General features: G+C 66.8%; 22 protein-coding genes and 2 tRNA genes. 14 read left to right on the forward strand and 10 right to left on the reverse strand.

Annotated features, from left to right (window positions below; all coding sequences use genetic code 11):
• Positions 1-129: 129 nt before the first annotated feature.
• The 3 genes from QRN07_RS00460 to QRN07_RS00470 all read left to right on the forward strand — a co-directional run bounded on the left by QRN07_RS00460 (position 130) and on the right by QRN07_RS00470 (position 2,799).
• On the forward strand, positions 130-1,608 hold the full coding sequence (locus QRN07_RS00460) for a glyceraldehyde-3-phosphate dehydrogenase (RefSeq protein ID WP_082178211.1): 1,479 nt from the start codon (positions 130-132) through the stop codon (positions 1,606-1,608).
• A gap of 71 nt (positions 1,609-1,679) precedes the next feature.
• A complete protein-coding gene (locus QRN07_RS00465; protein WP_050684756.1) occupies positions 1,680-1,889 on the forward strand; it encodes a hypothetical protein in 210 nt (69 codons plus the stop codon).
• 112 nt (positions 1,890-2,001) lie between these two features.
• Positions 2,002-2,799, forward strand: a complete 798-nt coding sequence (locus tag QRN07_RS00470; RefSeq protein ID WP_056597671.1) for an HNH endonuclease family protein — start codon at positions 2,002-2,004, stop codon at positions 2,797-2,799.
• 22 nt (positions 2,800-2,821) lie between these two features.
• On the opposite strand, the gene def is transcribed toward QRN07_RS00470, so the two are convergent.
• The 3 genes from def to orn all read right to left on the reverse strand — a co-directional run bounded on the left by def (position 2,822) and on the right by orn (position 4,338).
• Positions 2,822-3,394: a peptide deformylase gene (gene def / locus QRN07_RS00475; RefSeq protein WP_056597673.1), complete on the reverse strand. Its 573-nt coding sequence runs from the start codon at positions 3,392-3,394 to the stop codon at positions 2,822-2,824.
• Between the two features lie 121 nt (positions 3,395-3,515).
• Positions 3,516-3,588 (reverse strand) — tRNA-His (locus tag QRN07_RS00480).
• 129 nt (positions 3,589-3,717) lie between these two features.
• Positions 3,718-4,338 (reverse strand): oligoribonuclease, encoded by a 621-nt coding sequence (gene orn / locus QRN07_RS00485; protein WP_285240108.1) that lies wholly within the window; start codon positions 4,336-4,338, stop codon positions 3,718-3,720.
• A 166-nt stretch (positions 4,339-4,504) separates the two neighbouring features.
• Between orn and mptB the strand changes: the two genes are divergently transcribed.
• A complete protein-coding gene (gene mptB / locus QRN07_RS00490) occupies positions 4,505-6,058 on the forward strand; it encodes a polyprenol phosphomannose-dependent alpha 1,6 mannosyltransferase MptB (RefSeq protein WP_285240109.1) in 1,554 nt (517 codons plus the stop codon).
• 11 nt (positions 6,059-6,069) lie between these two features.
• On the opposite strand, the gene QRN07_RS00495 is transcribed toward mptB, so the two are convergent.
• Positions 6,070-6,786: a DNA alkylation repair protein gene (locus QRN07_RS00495; protein WP_285240110.1), complete on the reverse strand. Its 717-nt coding sequence runs from the start codon at positions 6,784-6,786 to the stop codon at positions 6,070-6,072.
• 102 nt (positions 6,787-6,888) lie between these two features.
• On the opposite strand from QRN07_RS00495, the gene QRN07_RS00500 reads away from it, so the two are divergent.
• A complete protein-coding gene (locus QRN07_RS00500; protein ID WP_285240111.1) occupies positions 6,889-7,785 on the forward strand; it encodes an aldose 1-epimerase family protein in 897 nt (298 codons plus the stop codon).
• A gap of 26 nt (positions 7,786-7,811) precedes the next feature.
• Here QRN07_RS00500 and QRN07_RS00505 read toward each other — a convergent pair whose 3' ends face one another.
• Positions 7,812-8,552 carry an alpha/beta hydrolase gene (locus QRN07_RS00505; RefSeq protein ID WP_285240112.1) on the reverse strand — a complete coding sequence of 247 codons (741 nt, stop codon included), beginning with the start codon at positions 8,550-8,552 and terminating at the stop codon, positions 7,812-7,814.
• Positions 8,549-9,613, reverse strand: coding sequence for a LacI family DNA-binding transcriptional regulator (locus QRN07_RS00510; RefSeq protein ID WP_285240113.1), 1,065 nt, complete (start codon positions 9,611-9,613; stop codon positions 8,549-8,551). Before QRN07_RS00510 ends, QRN07_RS00505 begins: the two co-directional genes overlap by 4 nt.
• A 176-nt stretch (positions 9,614-9,789) precedes the next feature.
• Between QRN07_RS00510 and QRN07_RS00515 the strand changes: the two genes are divergently transcribed.
• From QRN07_RS00515 to QRN07_RS00530, 4 genes are all read left to right on the forward strand, one after another.
• Positions 9,790-10,959, forward strand: coding sequence for a Gfo/Idh/MocA family protein (locus QRN07_RS00515; RefSeq protein ID WP_285240114.1), 1,170 nt, complete (start codon positions 9,790-9,792; stop codon positions 10,957-10,959).
• Complete coding sequence (locus QRN07_RS00520; protein ID WP_056597687.1) at positions 10,959-12,173, forward strand: dihydrodipicolinate synthase family protein; 1,215 nt, start codon at positions 10,959-10,961, stop codon at positions 12,171-12,173. Before QRN07_RS00515 ends, QRN07_RS00520 begins: the two co-directional genes overlap by 1 nt.
• On the forward strand, positions 12,170-13,009 hold the full coding sequence (locus QRN07_RS00525) for a sugar phosphate isomerase/epimerase family protein (protein WP_056597689.1): 840 nt from the start codon (positions 12,170-12,172) through the stop codon (positions 13,007-13,009). The genes QRN07_RS00520 and QRN07_RS00525 overlap by 4 nt, the downstream gene beginning before the upstream one ends.
• A gap of 127 nt (positions 13,010-13,136) precedes the next feature.
• Complete coding sequence (locus tag QRN07_RS00530) at positions 13,137-13,451, forward strand: excalibur calcium-binding domain-containing protein (RefSeq protein WP_231686018.1); 315 nt, start codon at positions 13,137-13,139, stop codon at positions 13,449-13,451.
• Positions 13,452-13,508: 57 nt separating this feature from the next.
• Here QRN07_RS00530 and QRN07_RS00535 read toward each other — a convergent pair whose 3' ends face one another.
• The 3 genes from QRN07_RS00535 to xylA all read right to left on the reverse strand — a co-directional run bounded on the left by QRN07_RS00535 (position 13,509) and on the right by xylA (position 16,811).
• Positions 13,509-14,030, reverse strand: coding sequence for a DinB family protein (locus QRN07_RS00535; RefSeq protein ID WP_056597692.1), 522 nt, complete (start codon positions 14,028-14,030; stop codon positions 13,509-13,511).
• 62 nt (positions 14,031-14,092) lie between these two features.
• Positions 14,093-15,520 (reverse strand): xylulokinase, encoded by a 1,428-nt coding sequence (locus tag QRN07_RS00540; protein ID WP_056597694.1) that lies wholly within the window; start codon positions 15,518-15,520, stop codon positions 14,093-14,095.
• Positions 15,521-15,623: 103 nt separating this feature from the next.
• Entirely contained in the window at positions 15,624-16,811 is a 1,188-nt protein-coding gene (gene xylA / locus QRN07_RS00545) for a xylose isomerase (RefSeq protein ID WP_056597696.1), read from the reverse strand.
• Between the two features lie 130 nt (positions 16,812-16,941).
• On the opposite strand from xylA, the gene QRN07_RS00550 reads away from it, so the two are divergent.
• The 3 genes from QRN07_RS00550 to QRN07_RS00560 all read left to right on the forward strand — a co-directional run bounded on the left by QRN07_RS00550 (position 16,942) and on the right by QRN07_RS00560 (position 19,847).
• A complete protein-coding gene (locus tag QRN07_RS00550) occupies positions 16,942-18,162 on the forward strand; it encodes an ROK family protein (RefSeq protein ID WP_056597698.1) in 1,221 nt (406 codons plus the stop codon).
• A 106-nt stretch (positions 18,163-18,268) separates the two neighbouring features.
• Positions 18,269-18,733 carry a hypothetical protein gene (locus QRN07_RS00555; protein ID WP_231686017.1) on the forward strand — a complete coding sequence of 155 codons (465 nt, stop codon included), beginning with the start codon at positions 18,269-18,271 and terminating at the stop codon, positions 18,731-18,733.
• A 145-nt stretch (positions 18,734-18,878) separates the two neighbouring features.
• On the forward strand, positions 18,879-19,847 hold the full coding sequence (locus tag QRN07_RS00560) for a TM2 domain-containing protein (RefSeq protein WP_285240115.1): 969 nt from the start codon (positions 18,879-18,881) through the stop codon (positions 19,845-19,847).
• Positions 19,848-19,969: 122 nt separating this feature from the next.
• Here QRN07_RS00560 and QRN07_RS00565 read toward each other — a convergent pair.
• Positions 19,970-20,042: transfer RNA gene (locus tag QRN07_RS00565), tRNA-Arg, on the reverse strand.
• 197 nt (positions 20,043-20,239) lie between these two features.
• Between QRN07_RS00565 and ssb the strand changes: the two genes are divergently transcribed.
• Positions 20,240-20,794, forward strand: a complete 555-nt coding sequence (gene ssb, locus QRN07_RS00570; RefSeq protein WP_235504678.1) for a single-stranded DNA-binding protein — start codon at positions 20,240-20,242, stop codon at positions 20,792-20,794.
• 47 nt (positions 20,795-20,841) lie between these two features.
• Positions 20,842-21,450 (forward strand): DUF6993 domain-containing protein, encoded by a 609-nt coding sequence (locus tag QRN07_RS00575; RefSeq protein ID WP_285240116.1) that lies wholly within the window; start codon positions 20,842-20,844, stop codon positions 21,448-21,450.
• Positions 21,451-21,486: the final 36 nt, after the last annotated feature.

Below are 21,486 nucleotides of genomic sequence, written 5' to 3' on the forward strand. Positions count from 1 at the left end.
CGGTTTTTCTTTGCCAGCAATCCCGGCGCCCAGGGCCGAACCCTGCCGGCGCCACTGCCACTGGACATCATCAGGTGGCCTACAACCGCGCACGACGACGTACGCGGCTGAACCGAGGAAGGTATTTCTGTGAGCCAGACGTCAGATTCTTGTCTTGATACGTGGATGGGCCGGGAGGCCCTCGCCGAGGCCATGATCCCGGTGATTGGCCGGCTGTACCGCGACAACAACGTGGTCACCAGCATCCATGGCCGGAGCCTGATCAATAAGTCCACCATGAACATCCTCAAGGCGCACCGCTTCGCCCGCAGAATGAGCAAGGACGAATTGCTCCTGGAAGAGACAGCGCCGCTGCTCAATACCCTTGCCGGCCTGGAACTCGGCGCCGCAGCGATCGACATCGCGCGCCTGAACCAGAAGTTCAAGGAAGAAGGCGACGGCGCCTCGCTCGAGGAATTCCTCCGCGCTGAACTTGCCGACGTTGTGGGCAAGCGCGGCGGCGATGACCGCACCAGCACCGATGTTGTGCTTTACGGCTTCGGCCGGATCGGCCGGCTCCTGGCCCGCCTCCTGATCGAAAAGGCCGGCGGCGGCCACGGCCTTCGCCTGCGCGCCATCGTGGTGCGCCGCGGCTCGGACAACGACCTCGCCAAGCGGGCCAGCCTGCTTCGCCGCGACTCGGTCCACGGCTCCTTCGAGGGCACCATCCGCATCGATGAGGTCGCCAACACCATCACGGCCAACGGCGTCCAGGTCCAGGTCATCTACTCGGACAACCCCGCCACCATCGACTACACCACCTACGGCATCCACAACGCCCTGGTTGTGGACAACACCGGCCGCTGGCGCGATGCCGAGGGCCTCTCGCAGCACCTGCAGAGCACCGGCGTGGCACGGGTCCTCCTGACCGCGCCGGGCAAGGGCGACCTGAAGAACATCGTCCACGGCATCAACCACACCACCATCGAGGACAGCGACCGGATCGTCACCGCCGCATCCTGCACCACCAACGCCATCACTCCGGTGCTGAAGGCCATCAACGACAAGTTCGGCGTCATCCACGGCCACGTGGAAACGGTGCACTCGTTCACCAACGACCAGAACCTGATCGACAACTTCCACAAGGGCGACCGGCGCGGCCGCTCGGCAGCGCTGAACATGGTCATCACCGAAACCGGCGCCGCCAAAGCCGTTGCCAAGGCACTGCCTGAACTCCTGGGCAAGCTCACCGGCAGTTCCATCCGCGTCCCCACGCCTGACGTGTCCCTGGCCATCCTGAACCTCACCCTGGAGAACGGGACCACCAAGGACGAGGTCAACAACTACCTCCGGGAAATGTCGCTGCACTCGGGCCTGCGCAAGCAGATCGACTACATCGACTCGCCCGAAGTTGTTTCCACCGACTTCGTGGGCTCCCGCCGCGCCGGCATCGTGGACGGCCTGGCCACCGTCTCCACCGACAAAAACCTGGTGCTATATGTCTGGTACGACAACGAATTCGGCTACAGCTGCCAGGTGGTCCGCGTGATGGAGGAGATGGCAGGGGTCAACCCGCCGTCCTTCCCCGCGAAGGAAAGCGCCGCTGCGCTGGCGGCCATCGCCGTCTGATCCGTCAAACGGTCAGCGGATTCCCGGCTGGTTCTCTGGAATCAGCCGGGAATCAGTACCACACTGGGGGAATGGAAAAAGAAAAGGCAATCCGGCACGAAACCACCCTCGAACACGCTCTCGACGTGGCACAGGACAACCACAAGGAAGCCATCCGGCTTTTGGAAGGGGCCCGTGCGGGCCACAAAACGGGCGACGTCGGTGCAGACCGGGTGCGCCAGCTTGAGGACCTGCTGGCCGTGGCCGAGGAGGACCTCCGCAGGGTTGTCCGGGAACAGTAACCGTCCCACCGAAGGGTCGAGTGGCCCTCCACACTGTGGATAACGGGGCAGCCCTGCTGCGGGTGCCCTAGGCTTTCCTGATGCTTGTCCCCACACCTACCGTCGTTGAGCCGTGAGCGTCAGCTGGGCCGCGTACCGGCGTGCCCGGCGCAGGTCACGGGCCGCGTGGGCCCTGCTCGCCGTTGCAGCCCTGGCCTTGCTTTCCGGACTGTTCTGGTTCTTCACTGCCGGGCAGTTTGCCGCAGCCGGCCCATCGTTGCCGGGTCCCACAGTTGCCCCGGTCTTCGAGCCGGGCTGGATGAAGCCGGTGGCTCCCGTCCACGCCGTGCCGGCCGGCGCAGCCGGCAACGTCCTCAACGGGCTGCCGGTAAAGGGCCGCGCAGGCAAGGGCGGATACAAGCGGGAAGCCTTTGGCGCGGCGTGGCTGGACATGGACCACAACGGGTGCGACACGCGCAACGACATCCTCCGCCGCGACCTGGCTGATGTCCGGTTCAGCGAGGGGTCACGCTGCAACGTCGCGGCCGGCCGGTTCACGGACCCGTACACGGCACGCGGCATAAATTTCAACCGGGGCCCTGACAGTAGCCAGGCCGTGCAGGTTGACCATGTGGTGGCCCTGGCGGATGCCTGGCAAAAGGGTGCCCAGCAGCTCAGCCCCGCACAGCGCACCGCCCTGGCCAACGATCCGCTGAACCTCATCGCTGTGGACGGCGCAGCGAACCAGGAAAAAGGCGCGGGCGACGCGGCCACCTGGCTGCCGCCGAACAAGTCAATCCGCTGTCATTACGTGGCCCGCCAGATTTCGGTGAAAGCCGCCTACGGCCTCTGGGTGACTGCTGCCGAAAAGGACGCCATGAACCGGGTGCTGGGCTCCTGCCCCGGACAGCAGGCCATCAGGGTCCCCTGATCCTGGCCGTTGCCCTGTGGGGTCAGTGCCCGAACGGGTCCGGGTCGACGCCGGGGAGCCACGTCAGCCCTGGAACGCCCCAGCCGTGCTTTTTCGCCTGCTTCATTGCCTTGCGGCCATAACGGTCCAGCAGGCGGTTGACGTACAGCTTGCCGTCGAGATGGTCGAATTCATGCTGGATGACCCGGGCAAACCAGCCGGTTGCCTCAAACTCGACCGGCTGGCCATATCCGTCGAAGGCTTCCACGCGCGCCCAGTCGGCGCGCTTGAGCGGATACTGCTCACCCGGGAAGGACAGGCAGCCCTCTTCCTCCTCATCCGGATCGGGGACTGCACCGGAGATCTTGGAGAGCGTCAGGACGGGATTGACCAGGGCTGCGGTGGCGGGAGCGCCGTCGTCGTTGGCGTATTTGTAGACGAAAAGCCGTTTACCCACACCCACCTGGGGTGCCGCCAGCCCCACGCCATTGGCGGCGTCGTTCGTTTCGAACATGTCGGCAATAAGGGTGCGGAGCGCGTCGTCGAACTCCTCCACTTCGGCTGCCCGGCGATGGAGTACGGGCTCTCCCCAGATGGTGATTGGCAGAACAGTCATCTTCAGCGGTCCTTCGACGTGCGGCCCCGGCCGGTTCGCCCGGGCAGGAAACAAACAAAGGAGGCCGCACCGGGTATCCGGTACGGCCTCCTTCTTGGAAGGTCCACGACCATCCTGTGCGGGTGAGCTACGGGGGTTGAACCCGCGACCTCCTGGACCACAACCAGGCGCTCTGCCAACTGAGCTAAGCCCACCATGTGCCCCGCAGGTTTACCGGCTGACCGGCTCCCTCGAAAGGCAACTCAAATAGCTTACCTGCTGTTCGGGGGTGCTTTCACCACTTTTGCTGTTTTTGGCAAAAAAACCGCAAAACGTGGCGGAAATTACGCCTCGTTGTGCTCCGCGGCGGTGACCCGGCGGGCAATCGACTTGGCCGTGGCACTGTCAGGCCCCGGGGCGGGCACAAAAACGGCCTCCCGGTAGTAGCGGAGTTCGTCGATGGAGTCGATGATGTCACCGAGCGCCCGGTGGCCGCCTTTTTTGGCGGGGGACTGGAAGTACGCCCGGGCAAACCAGCGGCGGGACAGTTCCTTGATGGTGCTGACGTCAATGACCCGGTAGTGCAGGTGCTCCACAACGGCGGGCATGTCGCGGGACAGGAACACCCGGTCGGTTCCCACGGAGTTGCCGCCCAGCGGCGCTTTGCGGGGGTCCGGCACCCACTCGGAGATGTAGGCCATAACGGCGGCCTCGGCCTCGGCCATGGTCTTGCCCGCCGGGAGTTCCTTCAGGAGGCCCGACGTCGTATGCATGTCCCGGACAAAATCATTCATCTGGGCCAGGGCTGCGTCATCGGGTTTGATGACCACATCCACCCCGTCGCCAAGGATGTTCAGTTCTGAATCGGTGACCAGCGCGGCGACTTCGATCAGGGCATCGTTTTCGATATCCAGACCTGTCATTTCGCAGTCGATCCAGACGATTCGTTCGTTAGAAATAGGCACCGGACCAGCCTACCGTTTCACCTTCAACCCGGACGCCGGTGCTAGGATTTCGGGTACGCGGCCTGCACTGCTGCCGCAGTAACGCGCCCGGGACTGCCCGGCGCCGCGCCGGTCAGCCCAAGCGCGGACGCAACAGCGGACAGCAAAAGATTGGACGATCCTGAAGATGACGGCGCCTATGCCCGCGACGGGGGAGAAGGCGGCCGCCCCTGCCGGAGCGGCCGGCCCGGAGGTGGACAATCCCAGCTCCCCGATCCTTGCCGGCTTCGTCGGTTCGCTGTTTATGTTCATCGGCTCCCTGGGCGTCGGCTGGCTGGCCCCCGTCTCTGAGCTGCGCCGCGTCCCGCTGTTCATCTGGATGCGGGCCGAGGCCGTCGGCGTCGCGCTTTCCATTGTGCTGCTGGCCGTGGGCGGCATGCTGCTGGTCCGGGCCTGGCTGAGGCTGGGGCAGCGTGTGCGCGTCTGGGGTCCGCGGGCCCGCCGGGCGACGCTGACCGCGATCGGGGCCTGGAGCCTGCCCATGATGTTCAGCGTGCCGCTGTTCAGCCGGGACGTCTACGCCTATATTGGCCAGGGGCGGCTGATGGTGGAGGGCTTCAACCCCTACCGGAACGGGATCTCAGCCCTCTCCAACTATTTCCAGCTCGGGGCGGACAAGATGTGGACGGAGGCGCCCGTTCCCTACGGTCAACTGTTCCTCTGGATCGAACAGTTCGTGGTGTGGTCCACCAATGTCCATCCCGAAGCCAGCGTGATGCTGTTCCGGCTGGTGGCCCTGGCCGGCGTGGTGCTCTGCGTCATTTATGTCCCCAAGCTGGCCGAACTGCATGGTGTGAACCCCCACCGGGCGCTCTGGCTGACGGCCGCGAACCCGCTGTTCCTCACCAACTTCATCGCCAGCGTCCACAATGATTCACTGATGATCGGCCTGGCCCTGGCAGGCCTGTACTACGCGGCCACCCGGCGGGTGGTCCGCGGCATCGTCCTGGTGACCCTCTCCATCGCGGTCAAACCCATCACCATTGTGTTCCTGCCGTTCGTTGGCCTGCTCTGGGCCGGCCGGGACGCCGGCTGGCTGCGGAAGATCGGTTTCTGGGCGCTGACGGCCGGGCTCAGCCTGGCACTGCTGGTCCTCATGAGCCTTGTTAACGGCTTTGGCTTCGGCTGGATCAACGGGTTGTCCGCTCCCGGCAGCATCTCCATCTGGTATGCGCCGGTGGGGCTGATCGGCATGGTGGTGGGCTCCCTCGGCAGCGCTTTCGGGCTGGACGGCGCCCTGCTCTCGGCGGTGGTGGCCAACGCCGGCAAACTCCTGGCCGTAGGCATCGCTGGGTGGCTGATTCTCCAAGGGGACTACGACCGGTTGATGCGCCGGCTCACGCTGGCGTTCGCTGCCGTGGTGCTGCTCTCGCCGATCATCCAGTCCTGGTATGTGGTCTGGCTGATCCCGCTATTTGCCGTCACCGGGATCCGGAACGACTGGCAGGTCAAGGCCCTCTACTTTGTGGTGTCCTTCTTCATCATCTACGCCAACTCCGACCAGCTGGAAGTTTTCCCCTACCTGCAGACAGGCGATGTTGGCTTCGCCCTGCTCCTTGCGCGGGTGGCTGCGGCGGTCACCGGGGTCCTGTTTGCCCTGTACCTGGTCTTTTGGGACCCACGGACGCGCTCACTGTTCCGCAAGGCCGGCGATCCCGTGGTGGAACGCCCAGTCATCTGAGCCGCCAGGCATCAGGCCGGGCCGCCTGAAGGTCCTGGCAGCCGCCGCAACGCTTCACGGCGCGAGAGCTGGCTGAGGGAAGCTGAGTTCTCCGCCACGAAGCCCCGGACCCAGCCCGGCGCCGTCTTGCCGTATTCGCGCAGGGACCACCCGATGGCCTTGCGGATGAAGAATTCCCCATCCGCCAGGTTCGGCACAATAACCTGCGCCAACAGCCGGGTGTCCGTGGCAGTCTTTGCCTTCAGCTGCGACAGAATGGCCGATCGCCGGATCCAGAAATCGGGGTCCGTGCTCCAGGCCAGAATCACCGCAGTCATCTCATCCCGATGGGCCTGCAGCAGTCCGCAGATCCTCCCGGCCACACCATCCACAAAGTCCCACCACGCGCCGGTGCGGATGATCTCCTCATAAACGGGAAGCATGTGCAGATCCCGGGCCACCATCCGGTTGCCCGTCAGGTCGATGGCAGCGTAGCGTTCCTCCCGCACGGTGGAGGTGCGCCACAGCTCCAGCACCGTGGCCCGAAGCTGATCCGCAGATTCAAAGGGCAGCCCTGCCGCGGCGTCCCCTGCGATCCGGCGGACATCGGGAACGCGGACGCCCAGCGACGGGAGCTCCGACTTCATATAGGCCTGGGCGCCGGCAGCCCGCCCCGGGTCGGCATGGTCCGCCAGGGCCGATCGGATCGCCGAGATCAGTTCCCGATTGACGGGGTCCGGAATGTCCATGAGGCTACTGTAGCCAGCACCCGCCCCTTTGCGGGCGGTGCCCGCAGGCAGGATCTGGGCTACGCTGTTTAGCGCTAACAATATTGTCGAACCGGAGGACGCATGACCGAAACCAGCATCGCCATGGGGCCCTACTCTGCGGTGGTCACTTCACGCGGGGGCGCCCTCCGGGAGCTGCAGCACAACGGCCGGGACCTGGTGGTGGGCTTCGGGGCCGGGGGCAGGATTCCCGACTACCGGGGCGTCATCTGCGCCCCGTGGCCCAACCGCCTGGCGGACGGCGCCTACGAGTACGCCGGCACGGCGTTCCAGGCTGTGATCAACGAACCGGAGCGCGGCGCAGCACTGCATGGGCTTGCGACGGACCAGGTGTGGGACGTGCGCGAGACGACCAACTCCTCCGTCACCCTGGGCTGCACCGTCGAGGCGGGTCCGCACTACCCTGCGGACCTGGACCTGGAAGTCAGCTACACGCTGGCGGCCGACGGCCTGCACTGCTCCGTCCGGGCAGCCAACACCGGCGGGACGGCCGGGCCATACGGCGTGTGCCCGCACCCCTACCTGGTGGCAGGGCCGGCGCCGCTGGACGAATGGACCCTGGAACTGCCGGCCTCGGAGTACCTTGCGGTGACGCCGGACAGGCTGCTGCCGGTGGGAATGAAGCAGGTGGCGGGCGGCAGCTTCGATTTCCGCGCAGAGCGCCGGCTCGGTACGGTAAAAATCGACCACGCATTCACGGGCATCACCAGCGATGACTCGAAAACGGCGCGCGTCAGGGTGCACGATCCCTCCGGAACCGGGGTGGAGCTCGAATGGGGTGCAGAGTGGGCCTGGGTGCAGATCCACACCGCCGACAAACCGGCCAAGCCGGACCGGCTGGGCCTCGCCGTGGAACCCATGACCTGCCCGCCGGATGCCTTCAACTCAGGGACTGACCTGATCCACCTCCAGCCGGGTGACACCCACACCGCGGCCTGGGCCATCAGGGCCCTCGGCTAAGGCCGGACAGGCCTCCGGTCACGGCTTCAGGACTGGGCCCAGCCCGCGCGCTGCAGCCACGCGGCGCACAAGGCAGGCCACTGGTCCGGGCCCGCTTCGCCGCCGGCCAGCCCCAGCCCGTGCCGGCCGTTCGGGAAAACATGCAGTTCTGCCGGGACGCCGGCGGCCATCAGGGCGCCTGCATAACCCAGGCTGTGGCTGACGGGCACGGCGGCGTCGTCGGCGGTGTGCCAGACAAACGCCGGTGGCGTGTCCGCGCCCACCTGTTGCTCTGCGGAGACTTCGGCCAGGAGGTCCGACGGCGGCGCGTCGCCCAGGAGGTTATCCACCGAGCCCTGGTGTACTTCAGCGGTGTAGGACACCACGGGATAGCACAGGACAGTCCGGTCCGGCACGCTGGCATCCACGTCCAGCCGGGAACTGCCCGTGGCCACTCCCGTGGACAGGGTGGCAGCGAGGTGCCCGCCGGCTGAGAAGCCCAGCACGCCAACCCGGCCTGGATCCAGGTCCAGCCCGTGGGCGCCGCTGCGGATGTACAGCATGGCTTCCTTGGCGTCCGTCAGGGGCGCGGGATGCCTTTCCGGCGCCACCCGGTAGCGCAGCACAAACGCGTGGATTCCCAGGGACGCCAGCCACTCGGCGACCGGCTCGGCTTCGTGATCCGCCTGGCGGGCATAGCCGCCGCCCGGGAGCACCAGCACGGCCGGCCTGGGTCCTTCAGCCCCGGCGGGCACCACGCTCAGGCCCGCAACAGGCCCGCCGCTCATGCCCCGGCCTCGGTACTGCGCCGCAGGGTCACGGCTCCCGTGATGGGTGGGCCGGCCTCATCCGGGTGTTCGGCCGCGCCGCGGGCGGTGGCCCGGGTGGCCAGGCGGCCGATGTCTTCGAGCGGCAACCGCACCGTTGAAAGCGCCGGGCGGAAGTCACGAAGCGTCTCGATGTCATCAAACCCGGCGATGGTGGCATCGCGGGGGATCCGCAGGCCTTCGGCGCGCAGCGCGGCCGTGGCGCCGATGGCCATCACGTCGTTGACGGCGAAGATGCAGAGCGGCCGCCGGGCGGGGCCGGCCGCCTTGATCCGTTGGGCCAGCGCCAGCCCGGCCTCGTAACCACCGGAGCGGTTGAAGGCGCTCCGCACCAGTTCCGCAGCCGGCCGGCCGGCCCGCTCAAGGCCTGCCTGGAAGCCGCGGATCCTGTCATCGGAGGTGAACAGCCCCTCAGGTCCGCCAATCACCACAAAATCGCAATCGCGGCCCTCGGCCAGGCTGGCCGCCAGCGATTCGGCAAGCTCCTCGTTGGGGACGGCCACCACGTGGTATCCCTCGCTGGCCGAAGCGCCAACAACGGGATGGCCCACTACAGCCACCTGGCCGCCGTTGCGGCAGTACCTGTCCAGCTCCGCGGCCAGTTCGGCGTTGTCCTGCAGATCCTCGTTGCGGGCGGAGCGGGAGCCCGCGATGACGATCGAGTCGGCGCGCCGGGCCGCAAACGCCGCCACGGCTTCCTTCTCCTCGGCCGGTGCCCCGCCTGTTGTGGCGAGCAGGACCATGCGGCGCTGCTCCCGGGCCGCATCCTGGACGCCCCGGGCAATTGCCGCGAAGTAAGGATCGGCGATGTCATGGACAATCAGCCCGATCAGGCCCGAACTGGACTTCGCCAGGCCCTGGGCCTGCGCGTTGGGAATGTAACCCAGGGAGTCCGCTGCCTGGCGGACCCGCTGGGCGATATCGGGCCCGGGGGTGCGGGCCGAGCCATTCAGGACACGGGACGCCGTGGCAGGCGATACCCCGGCAAGCCGGGCCACTTCGGTCAGGGTACTAGCAGCCACAACATCTCCTGGTCAGCGTAAAAAGTGGGCCAAATAACAGTTCCCCCAGTATGGCAGGGGAAGTTCTTTGCGGAAAGCGCTTGCCAACTCAGTCCTGTCCGGTGCATCATTGAAGCAGTGGGAATGCGCTTTCCCAATCAGCTTGAGTAACACTGCTCACTCACCGTGGAGGACACATGGGCTTCGAAACAAAAACCATCCGCATCGCCATGAACGGCATCACCGGCCGGATGGGCTACCGCCAGCACCTGCTGCGCTCCATCCTTCCCATCCGCGACGCCGGCGGCTTCACCCTCGAAGACGGCACCCGCGTCCAGGTGGAACCCATCCTGGTGGGCCGCAACGAAGCAAAAATCCGTGAACTCGCCGAGCTGCACAAGGTCTCCGAATGGACCACCGACCTGGACTCGGTCATCAACGACCCCACCGTCGACGTTATCTTCGACGCGTCCATGACCAGCCTGCGCGCCGCCACCCTTAAGAAGGCGATGCTGGCCGGCAAGCACATCTTCACGGAGAAGCCCACCGCCGAAACCCTCGAGGAAGCCATCGAGCTGGCCCGCATCGGCAAGAACGCCGGCGTCACCGCAGGCGTTGTCCACGACAAGCTGTACCTCCCCGGGCTGGTCAAGCTCCGCCGCCTGGTGGATGAAGGCTTCTTCGGCCGCATCCTCTCCATCCGCGGCGAATTCGGCTACTGGGTCTTCGAAGGCGACGTGCAGGCTGCGCAGCGCCCGTCCTGGAACTACCGCAAGGAAGACGGCGGCGGAATGACCACGGACATGTTCTGCCACTGGAACTATGTCCTCGAAGGCATCATCGGCAAGGTCAAGAGCGTCAGCGCCAAGACCGCCACCCACATCCCTGCCCGCTGGGACGAGGCCGGCAAGGAATACAAGGCCACCGCCGACGACGCCTCCTACGGCATCTTCGAGCTCGAGACCCCTGCCGGCGACGCCGTCGTGGGCCAGATCAACTCCTCCTGGGCCGTCCGCGTCTACCGCGACGAACTGGTGGAATTCCAGATCGACGGCACCCACGGCTCCGCCGTCGCCGGCCTGAACAAGTGTGTTGCACAGCAGCGCGCCCACACCCCCAAGCCGGTCTGGAATCCGGACCTGCCCGTCACGGAATCCTTCCGCGACCAGTGGCAGGAAGTCCCCGCCAACGCCGAACTCGACAACGGCTTCAAGCTGCAGTGGGAAGAGTTCCTGCGCGACGTCGTCGCCGGCCGCGAACACCGCTTTGGCCTGCTTTCCGCAGCCCGTGGCGTGCAGCTGGCAGAACTCGGCCTGCAGTCCAACGACGAACGCCGCACCATCGACATCCCGGAGATCACCCTCTGATGACGTCCCTTATCCTTCCCTCCAACGACGGCGGCACCCGGGAATACCGGCTGCGGGGCAACACCAGCTGGGCCCGGCCCACGGCCCCCCTGACAGCCCGCCGCGCTTACGCCGCGGCACACGTCATCCCCGAAGTTTCCGCTGACAACACACCCGGCGCCCCGGCCCGGCTGGACTGGGACGCCACCCTGGCCTACCGGCACGAGCTCTGGTCCTACGGCCTGGGCGTCGCCGATGCCATGGACACTGCCCAGCGGGGCATGGGCCTGGACTGGGCCGCCACCCAGCAGCTCATCAAGCGCACCGGCGTCGAAGCCGCCTCGGTCGTGGCCGGCAACAACGCCGCGACTGCAGGGAAGTCCGTTCGCGACCTCGTCTCCTGCGGTGCGGGTACGGACCAGCTGGACGTGGCCACCCTGCCCACCGGCGAGGCCGGCCTGAAAGCAGTCCTCGAGGCGTACCGCGAGCAGATCGCCGTTGTCTCGGAGGCCGGACCCAAGATCATCCTGATGGCCTCGCGGGCCCTGGCCCAGGTGGCCACAGGTCCCGAGGACTACTTGAAGGTCTACAGCACCCTGCTGCAGGAAGTTGACCAGCCCGTCATCCTGCACTGGCTGGGCACCATGTTTGATCCCGCGCTGGCCGGGTATTGGGGTTCGGATGACGTGGCAGCTGCCACCGAAACCTTCCTGGGACTCATCAAGGACAACGCCGCCAAGGTGGACGGCGTTAAGGTCTCCCTCCTCGACGCCAGCCACGAGGTGGCCCTGCGGGCCGCCCTGCCTGAAGGCGTCCGGCTCTACACCGGCGATGACTTCAACTATCCGGAACTGATCGACGGCGACGGAACCCACCATTCGGACGCCTTGCTGGGCATCTTCGCGGCCATCTACCCGGCCGCCTCGGTTGCGCTGCAGCACTACGAAGCGGGCAACCCCGCCAAGGCGCGGGAAATCCTGGACTCCACCCGTGAGCTGGGCAAGCACATCTTCAGCGCCCCCACGTTCTACTACAAGACCGGGATCGCGTTTATGTCCTGGCTCAACGGCAAGCAGCCTGGCTTCCAGATGGTGGGCGGCCTGCACTCGGGCCGCTCGGTAGCGCACCTGTCACGGACGTTTGAACTGGCCGACCAGGCCGGACTCCTGAAGGATCCGGCCCTGGCCGCCTTCCGGATGTCCGACTACCTGCGGATCAACGGGGTGGGGGTATGAGCGACTTCTCCCGCCTCGCCATCAACAGTGCCACCACCAAGAAGTGGACGCTTGCACAGGTAGTTGAAGGCTGCGTCAACGCCGGCATCCCCTCGATCGGCCCTTGGCGGGACCGGGTGGAGGAGGCCGGCCTGGACAAGGCCGCGCGCCTGATCAAGGACGCGGGCCTGCGGGTCTCCTCCCTGTGCCGCGGCGGCTTCCTGACAGCGCCCGACGCCGAGGGGCAGGCAGCTGCCCTCGCCGACAACCGCGCCGCCATCCTTGAAGCAGTGGCCCTGGACACCAGGGAGCTGTTCCTGGTGGTGGGTGGCCTGGGTCCGGGAGAGAAGGACGTTGTGGCCGCCCGCGGGCGCGTCGCCGACCGCCTCGCAGACCTGGTGCCCTTCGCCGCCGAAAACGGCGTCCGGCTGGTCCTTGAACCGCTGCACCCGATGTACGCCGCGGACCGTGCCCTGATTTCCACCCTGGGCCAGGCCCTGGACCTCGCAGCGCCCTTTGCCGCCGCCGAGGTGGGGGTCGCCGTCGACACCTTCCATGTCTGGTGGGATCCGGAACTGAAGGCCCAGATTGCGCGCGCCGGCCGGGAAAACCGGATCGCCTCCTACCAGGTGTGCGACTTCAACATGCCCATCGCCGCAGACCCGCTGCTCTCGCGTGGATACATGGGCGACGGTGTGGTGGACTTCGCCACGATCGGCACCTGGGTGCGCGACGCCGGCTACACCGGCGACATCGAGGTGGAAATCTTCAACCAGGAGATCTGGGACACCGACGGCAACACCGTCCTGTCCACGGTCAAGGAGCGCTACGCGGAGCTGGTCCTCCCGTACGCCTGACCTGGTGCAAGGATCGCGGGCCCGCGTTGCGTCACGGCGCGGGTCCGCGTTACCAACCGGAAACAGCCGACGGGGCGGCGGCGGGTTACTATTTTCCTGCCCCGCCGGCTGGCGGCCGGGGCCTTTTATGGGGGAGTCCACGTACGTGCGCCTGAAAAACCTGATTATTGCGTCACTGGCGGGTACCGTCATCGTCCTGGGCTCAACGGCCGTTCCGGCCTCGGCCGCCGCGCCGAAGTCGTACAAAAACTGCACGGAGCTGAATAAGGTTTATCCGCACGGTGTGGGCCGCTCCGGCGCCCGGGACAAGACCAGCGGCAAGCCGGTCACCACGTTCCGCGTCAACAGCACCGTTTACAGCTACAACGACGGCGCGGCGCGGCACAAGGGCGAATACGACCTTGACCGCGACAACGACGGCATCGCCTGCGAGAAGCGCTAAGGCAAGGCGCTGGCTTCCGGCCCGTTCCGCTTCGGCGGGGCGGGCCGGACTGCGTTGTCAGGATGGGGGGTTGGTGTCCGCAGCGAGGATCTGTTCGCGCAGGATGTCCGCGTGGCCGCAGTGCCGGGCCAGTTCGCGGATCATGTGCAGGTACACCCAGCGGAGGGGGAGTGGTCCGCGGCGGTTGCCGGGCAGCAGGTCCGTGAGGTCCAGGGCTGCGGTGGCCTCGGCGGACGCGGCGCAGGCTTGCCGGTGCAGTTCCCGGACGGAGGCGATGGAGTCCTCCGGGGCAAGGATGAACGATTCGTCAGGCGAGTCCGGGATGCCGATCTCCATTCTGGGGCGCGCCGTGATGGCCTCATCGAACCAGACCCGCTCAACAAACGTCACGTGCTTGACAAGCCCCAGCAGTGTGGTCCGGGAGGCGACCAGCCGGCGCCGGGCCTGTTCTTCCGTCAGCCCGTCGAGGCACGCGTTGAGGGCCAGCCGGTGCTCATTGAGGAAAGCCTCGAATTGGAGGCGTTCCGGGGAATTGATGCTGGTCTCAGGGGTGGCAGGCTGCTGATCGCGGGCGGGCATGATCCGAAGTATGCCAGACCGGGCCGCGGGCATTGCCGCCGTTGCCCCGATCCGACGACCGCCTACGCCGGGAAGTGCAGGGCCGCGTAGCTGCGGTAGCGGGCCAGGACCTCAGGGGCAGGGCTGGCGGGCTGCGGCTCCTCGGCGTCGAGTTCCCAGGTGGGGAACTGTCCGGTGAGGACGGCGGCGGCCTGCCGGGCGGCGCCGTCGGCAACGTATTCGCCGGGACGGGGCACCAGGGTGGGCAATCCGATCAGGGCGGATGCGGCCTCCCGGACGGCTGTGGATTGCGCCCCGCCGCCCACCAGGATGATCCGGGCAGCCTGCACGCCCTGGGCTTGAAGTGCTGCGAGGCCATCGGCCAGGGACGCCACCACGCCTTCGACGGCGGCGCGCGCCAGGTTGGCCGGTGAGTAGTTGGCGCGGGTGATGCCGTGGAGGGAGCCGGTGGCGTCCGGCAGGTTGGGGGTGCGCTCGCCATCGAAGTAAGGAACCAGGGTCAGCCCGCCGGCGCCGGAGCCGGCCGACAGGGCAAGGCCGTTGAGTTCCCCGAGGCTGACGTCCAGCAGCGCGGCGGTGGCGTCGAAGATGCGGGTGGCGTTGAGGGTGCAGGCCAGGGGCAGGTAGTTCCCGGTGGCGTCGGCAAAGCCGGCCACCAGGCCGGTGGCGTCGGCAGCCGGCGTGGCGGAGACGGCGAAGACGGTTCCGGACGTGCCCAGGGAGAGCACCACGTCGCCCACAGTGGCGCCAACACCCAGCGCGGCCGCGGCGTTGTCTCCAGCGCCCGGGCCGATCAGGGCACCGGCCGGAGTTGTTGCTGCGGCCTCGAGCGGGCCCACAACCTTGGGCAGGATCGGGACGTGGCCCAGGGACGCTCTAATGACGTCGGGCAGGTATGAGTCAGTGGCAGTGGAGTAGTAGCCGGTCCCGGACGCATCGGACCGGTCGGTGGTGAGTGCTCCCAGGTTGGCTTCGCCGTGCTCCACGGGGCCGTGGCCGGCAAGCCGCCAGCTCAGCCAGTCGTGCGGCAGGCACACGGCGGCCACTTTTGCGGCGTTCTCCGGTTCGTTGGCCGCCAGCCAGTGGAGCTTGGTCAGCGTCAGGGAGGCGACCGGGACGGTGCCCGTTGCCCCGGCCCAGTAGCTGGCACCCGAGGCGGGATCGCCGTCGCCCGCGTTTTTGATGAGTTCCGCGGCGGCAGGGGCACTGCGGGTGTCATTCCAGAGCAGGGCCGGGCGGATGACGTTCCCGCCCCTGTCCAGGACCACCATGCCGTGTTGCTGGCCGCCCACCGAAAGCGCCGCCACATCGTCGAGCCCGCCGGCCTGGCCGATGGCTTCCTGAAGTGCGTCCCACCAGCGGTCCGGATGCACCTCGGAGCCGTCAGGATGGGTGGCCCGGCCCTGGCGGACCAGCGCGCCGGTGCCCGCGTCGCGGATCACTACCTTGCAGGACTGGGTGGAACTGTCGATGCCGGCAACGAGGGCCATGGGATTCCTTAGGTGCGTACGCCGCCGTCTGGCTTTCCATGTTGTTGGAAAGCCCGACGGCGGCGCATTGTTGGGTGCCAGGTGGCGCGGAGTGCGCGGCGGGTCAGCGGGCGTTGAGCAGGTGCTCGATGGCCAGCTGGTTGAGGCGGACAAACGCGAACGAGCGCTCGGCGGCCTGGTCGGCGTCGAAGGACTCGAATGCCGTGGTGTCTGCCAGCAGGTCCGCCGTGGTTTCGCCGACGGCGAGGGTGGACTCGCCGAGTTCAAAGACACCGGACGTCGCCAGGGCTTCCTGGACCTGCGGGTCCGCGCGGAACGCCAGGGCGCGTTCCTTGAGCAGCAGGTAGGTGGCCATGTTTGCCTTTGCGGACTCCCAGACACCGTCGTAGCCGTCGGTGCGGGAGGGTTTGTAGTCGAAGTGGCGGGGGCCGTCGTATGTGGCGCCGCCGTTGGGAAAGCCGTTCTCCAGCAGGTCAACGGTGAAGAAGGCGCTGGTCAGGTCGCCGTGGCCAAACACCAGGTCCTGGTCGTACTTGATGCCGCGCTGGCCGTTGAGGTCGATGTGGAAGAGCTTGCCCGCCCACAGCGCCTGCGCGATGCCGTGCGTGAAGTTCAGGCCGGCCATCTGTTCGTGGCCGGTCTCCGGGTTCAGGCCCACAATGTCGCCGTGCTCCAGCTGGGCGATGAACGCCAGGCCGTGGCCCACGGTGGGCAGGAAGATGTCGCCGCGTGGTTCGTTGGGCTTCGGTTCCAGGGCGATGCGGAGGTTGTAGCCCTTGTCCTTGATGTAGGCGGCGGCCGTGTCCACGCCTTCCTTCATTCGGTCCAGGGCTGCTGAGAGGTCCTTGGAACCGTCGTATTCGCTGCCCTCGCGGCCGCCCCACATCACGAAGGTCTCGGCGCCGAACTCTGCTGCGGAGTCGATGTTGCGCAGTACCTTGCTGAGCGCGAACCGGCGGATGGAGCGGTCGTTGGAGGTGAAACCGCCGTCCTTGAAGACGGGGTGGCTGAACAGGTTGGTAGTGACCATGGGCACCTTCAGGCCCGTCTCGGCCAGGGCTGCCTTGAAGTTCTTGAGGATCAGGTCCTTCTCCGATGCTGTGGCGTCGAAGGGAACCAGGTCGTTGTCGTGGAACGTGATGCCGTAGGCGCCCAGGTCGCTGAGGCGGTGCACCGCCTCCACGGGGTCCAGTGCATCGCGGGTGGCCACACCGAAGGGATCGGCGCCGGTCCAGCCGACGGTCCAGAGGCCGAAAGTGAACTTGTCATCGGGAGTGGGGGAGAGAGCCATGATGCATCCTTGCAGTCGGGCCGCGGTGCGCGACGATTAGTTCATTGCCTGAACTATATGAGCCGACGTAGGGTTGGGTCAACAGTTCCGGCAGATTGCCGGCCAGGAATTTTTCCGAGAGGGGGACCCGATGGCGATGCCTGCGCAGGCCGCCGCCCTTGCCGTGCCAGGCAACATGGGCGACGTCCGCAGGAGCAACCTGGCCCTGGTGATGGGCAGGATTGCCCGGCAGCCTGCCGGCGTCCACCTCACCCGCGCCCACGTGGCCGCTACCACCGGGTTGACCAAGGCGTCGGTTTCCAGTCTCGTGGTTGCGCTCCTGGACGCCGGCCTGGTCCGCGAAACCGGACTGAACCCGCAGGGCGAACGCGGCCGGCCCGGCGTCGGACTTGAACTTAATCCCGCCCGGGCCGTCATGGGGATGGAAATCAACGTGGACTACATCGCGGCCGGGGTGACGGACCTGTCCGGAACCTTGCTGCTGCGCGAGGTAAGGGAGCGGGATAACAGGGACAGCGAGCCGGGTCCCGTGGTGGCTGCCCTGGCCGCGCTCGCGGCAAGCCTCCGTGTTGAAGCAACCGGGCGGGGCATCCAGATCGTGGGCGGCGGGCTGGCGGTGCCTGGGCTTGTGGATCCGGCACGGTCCATGGTGCTGGCCGCCCCCAACCTGGGCTGGGAAGGCGTGCCGCTGGACCTTGCTGCGCTGCTGCCGGGGTCGCCGCTGGGCGTGGCGCTGTTCAACGAAGCCAATGCCGCTGCCCTGGCGGAGATTGCGCGCCGACCTGCCGGCGATGCTGACTTCCTGTTTGTTTCGGGCGAGGTGGGCGTGGGTGGCGGACTGGTGATCGGCGCCGAGTTGTTCACCGGGCCGGCGGGCCATGCCGGCGAGGTGGGCCACGTGGTGGTGGACCCCGGCGGCACCCGGTGCTCCTGCGGGGGAACCGGCTGCCTGGAGACGGTGGCGGGCCAGGACGCCATCTTTGCTGCGGCCGGAATGGCTGGCCTGCCGGTAACACGGTCAGCCGCGCTCGCAGCCCTGTTGTCAGCTCTTGACTCGGGCGACCCTGGCGCCCGGGCCGCCGTGGACCGGGCAGGCCGGGCCCTCGGTGTGGCGCTCGCATCCACCGCGCGGGTGGTGAACGTTGGTTCCGTGGTGCTGGGTGGGCATTTCGCGGTCCTCGACCAGTGGCTGCGCGCACCGCTCCTGGCCAGCCTGGAAAAGTACGCGCCGGGCAAGTTCACCCCCGGCCAGCTCACCGTTACCGCCGTGGGGGATCCGGGCGCGCTGCTCGGCGCGGCCGGGAGCGTGGTGCGCTCGCTGGTTGAGGCTCCGCATCTGCTGCAGGCCTAGCAGGGGTTGGATCGCGCAACAATCCGGGCACAAACCTGCAGCGTGGCCTCTTTTTCCTGTGAAGGCGACACATACTTGCCCGATGGGGTGCATATTGCAGCGGTGCTTGCCCAGCCGCAACAAATCAGTGGTTCTGGCGGCCATCGGCGTGGTCCTGATGGGTGGATCCGCCGGTTGCAGCAACACCTGGGGCAAGCCGCCCCCATGCATGCCGCCTGAGTATACGGTGACACCTTCCATGGCCTCGGCGGGGGAGACCGTCGTTGTGGCGGCCCTGGACGCCGGCTGCGATCCGCGCTATGGCGATAATGCCCGCGTGGCTGTCAGTGTCACCGACGCGGCCGGCGTTGAGGTCCTGAAGGACACGGCACCCATGGCGGATGCGGGCAGTTTTACCTATCGTTTTGAGGTTCCTGCCGGAGTCGCGGCTGGTGAGGCGCTTGTGTCCGCTTATCCGCATAATGTGGATTGGTGCGACGACACCGGGGTAAACAACCGTGCGGCAGCCGGTGTCCCGACCCTCGGACGTGTGTCCTGCGCCGAGCGCTTGGTGCCGTTTACCGTTCGGTAGGCAGAGCGAATCGCGCTCGTGGCGTTATTATCCAGTCAGTGTGGTTTTCCACGCCGGGTTTATTGGGGGTAGGCGGCGGCGCCGGAGGGGACTGTCTTTGAGCCAGTTACACCAACAGGGGTATGGGGCTTTGGGCCCGCATCCCGTGCAAGTCCACGAGCGGGACGGCGGCAGGAAGTCCTTCGTCGCTACCTGGCTTTTTGCCCTGTTCCTGGGCGGCTTTGGCGTTGACCGTTTTTATCTCGGCAGAACCGGAACTGGCATTGCGAAGTTGCTGACGTTGGGCGGACTGGGAATCTGGACGCTGGTGGACATCGTGCTGGTGCTGGCCAACAAACAAACCGACGCCACCGGTAAAACTCTGATGGGCTATCAGAACAACAAGGTGCTGGCGTTCATTTTGACGGGTGTTCTCTGCGCCCTGAACGCTGTGGCCCTGGCGGCTGTCACAGTTGCTGTGGCGCTGGGCGGCCTCAATCTTGCCGGATCCCACCCAACAGGGGTCAAAGATACCGAAACTGCGCCCAGGGGAAGCCTTGCAGTGCCCACCCAGGGCCCGCTGGGACGCTTCACTGCGGTGGCCACCCAGACAGTCACCGGAACCGGCGATGACAGCGTCCAGACGCTGGACCTGGATGGTTTACCGGCTCTGGTGTCGTTCCAATGCAATGACTGCACGGGCGCCACCGTTGTAAGAACCAACGGCCTGGACGGAGTGCTGGTGGATACGCAGGGTCCGTATTTTGGCGAGCACCTGGTGGATATATTCGCAGGCTCAACAACCGATGAGTTCGAGGTCACCGCCACGGGTTCGTGGGCCCTGACGGTAAGGGATTTGTCGGAAGTTTCCGCCGTTGACGGGCCCGTCGAAGGCCACGGCGACACCGTCCTGTATTTCGGGACAGAGTCCAACGAGGCCACAGTCACCCACCACGGCGATGGCCGCTTCCTGGTCGAAGGCTTTGGAGCTGATGATATGTCCGAACTTCCGGTGGACACCGAAGGCAGGTTCTCCCAAACGGTCAGGCTGACCACTCCTGGTTACGTCCGCATCATTTCGGACGGCGACTGGTCCGTAGCCCCCGGCTCGGCGGCGGCGGACAGCCTCGCGTAAGCCGGCGAGCAGGTCCTCGACACCAAGTGCTCGAACAGAAGCGCAGTGCGCCATTCGCAGCAACCGCCCCGGGTTCGAAGCGGCCCGGACCTGCGCTTGTGCAGGCCCGGCCGCTTCGTGTGTGCCCCAGGAGGGAATCGAACCCCCGACCGGCGGATTAGAAGGCCGCTGCTCTATCCCCTGAGCTACTGGGGCGTTGGCGTTCGGATGAAACTTCCGGCGCCTGAAAAAGTTTACATTGCCGAGGGGCGGGTTGCAGCGGCCCCGTTCCACGGCCCGACTTGTCCTCCACACCGGGCCAGCAACGCTGGTTGTCCACATAGGCGGCTCATGGCATCGCCCTGCCGGGGCTCCGCCGCGATGCTGGTGTTGTCTGCACCAGGCACCACCAAATGAGACAGGACAGGACCATGATCGATTCCATCACCGTCCGGGGCTATGTGGCCACGGACGTCAAAAGTTCCACCACAACCGGTGGATTCGCCACCGCCACGTTCCGCATGGCCTCGAGCGTCCGCAGGTTCGACGAGCCCAGCCAAACCTGGGTGGACAGCCAAACCAACTGGTATGAGGTCCAGGCCTACCGGCAGATGGCGGGAAACGTCGCGTGCAGCCTACGGAAGGGCCAGCCTGTGATCGTCGTCGGCAAACTGAAGATCCGCGACTGGGAATACGAAGGACGCACCTATTACGCAGTCGAAATCGATGCCGAGGCCATCGGCCAGGATCTGAGGCACGGTACGGCGAACTTCAGCAAAAACTCCGGCAGGCCCGTTCTGTCCCTGATGGAGCAGGCACCGCCGGACGACGAGTCGGACCCGCCGGGCCCTGCGGATAGGGATGGGGCCACCAACGCCGCAGATCCGTCGGTGCTCATTGAGGACACCGACGGCGGCCTCTCCAGCCTCGATCTGCAGACGGGGGAACTCGTCGACAACCGCCCCTGACCTGGGACCCGCCAGGGCCGGCAGCGCTGCCGTGGCAGAATGTCAGAATGCGGCTCAATCCTTCCCTCCGGCAGACCAACCACACCGGAGTCCACGGACGAGACCCACGTTCGGAAACGGCCAACAAGCCAGGCCGGACCCGGACAGCCGTCACCCTCGCTGTAGTTGCCGCGGTGCTTTCGGGCTGTGCCGGCGGCGCCACCGTTGGCACCCCGCCGATCGACAGTTCCCTCGCGGAAGCGGCGCAAACCGGTTCCCCGCAAACAGGTTCCCCGGAAGCGCCAACCTCATCGCAGTCCGCTTCGGCGCAGTCGCCACAGGCCGGCACACCAGCCGCGTCCCCGTCCGGTTCCGCGCAGGCAGCAGCCGCAACCGATGCCGTAAAGCAGTCAGTCACGGACGCCCTGGTGAGACTGGCAGCCGCGGCACCCAAGCCGGCCACCGAGCAGGTCACGGACGCCTTGACCGGATCCGGCGTCGCCCCGGGGGTCCTGGAGGTGTCCCAGAGCCGGACCCCCACGGGTCTGGCAGCCGACTCCATCGAAGCCGCCGTCCTGCAGGGCACGGATTGCATCATCGGCCAGGTCCGCGAGGGCGCCGTCACCGTTACCGTCCTGCCGGTACTGGCCAGCGGGAAGTGCTTCGCCGGGTCCTGATCCCGGCCGTAAATGGAAGTTATGCCCGCCAACCCA

This window comes from Pseudarthrobacter sp. MEB009 (genome assembly GCF_030208875.1).
Taxonomy (GTDB): Bacteria; Actinomycetota; Actinomycetes; order Actinomycetales; family Micrococcaceae; genus Arthrobacter.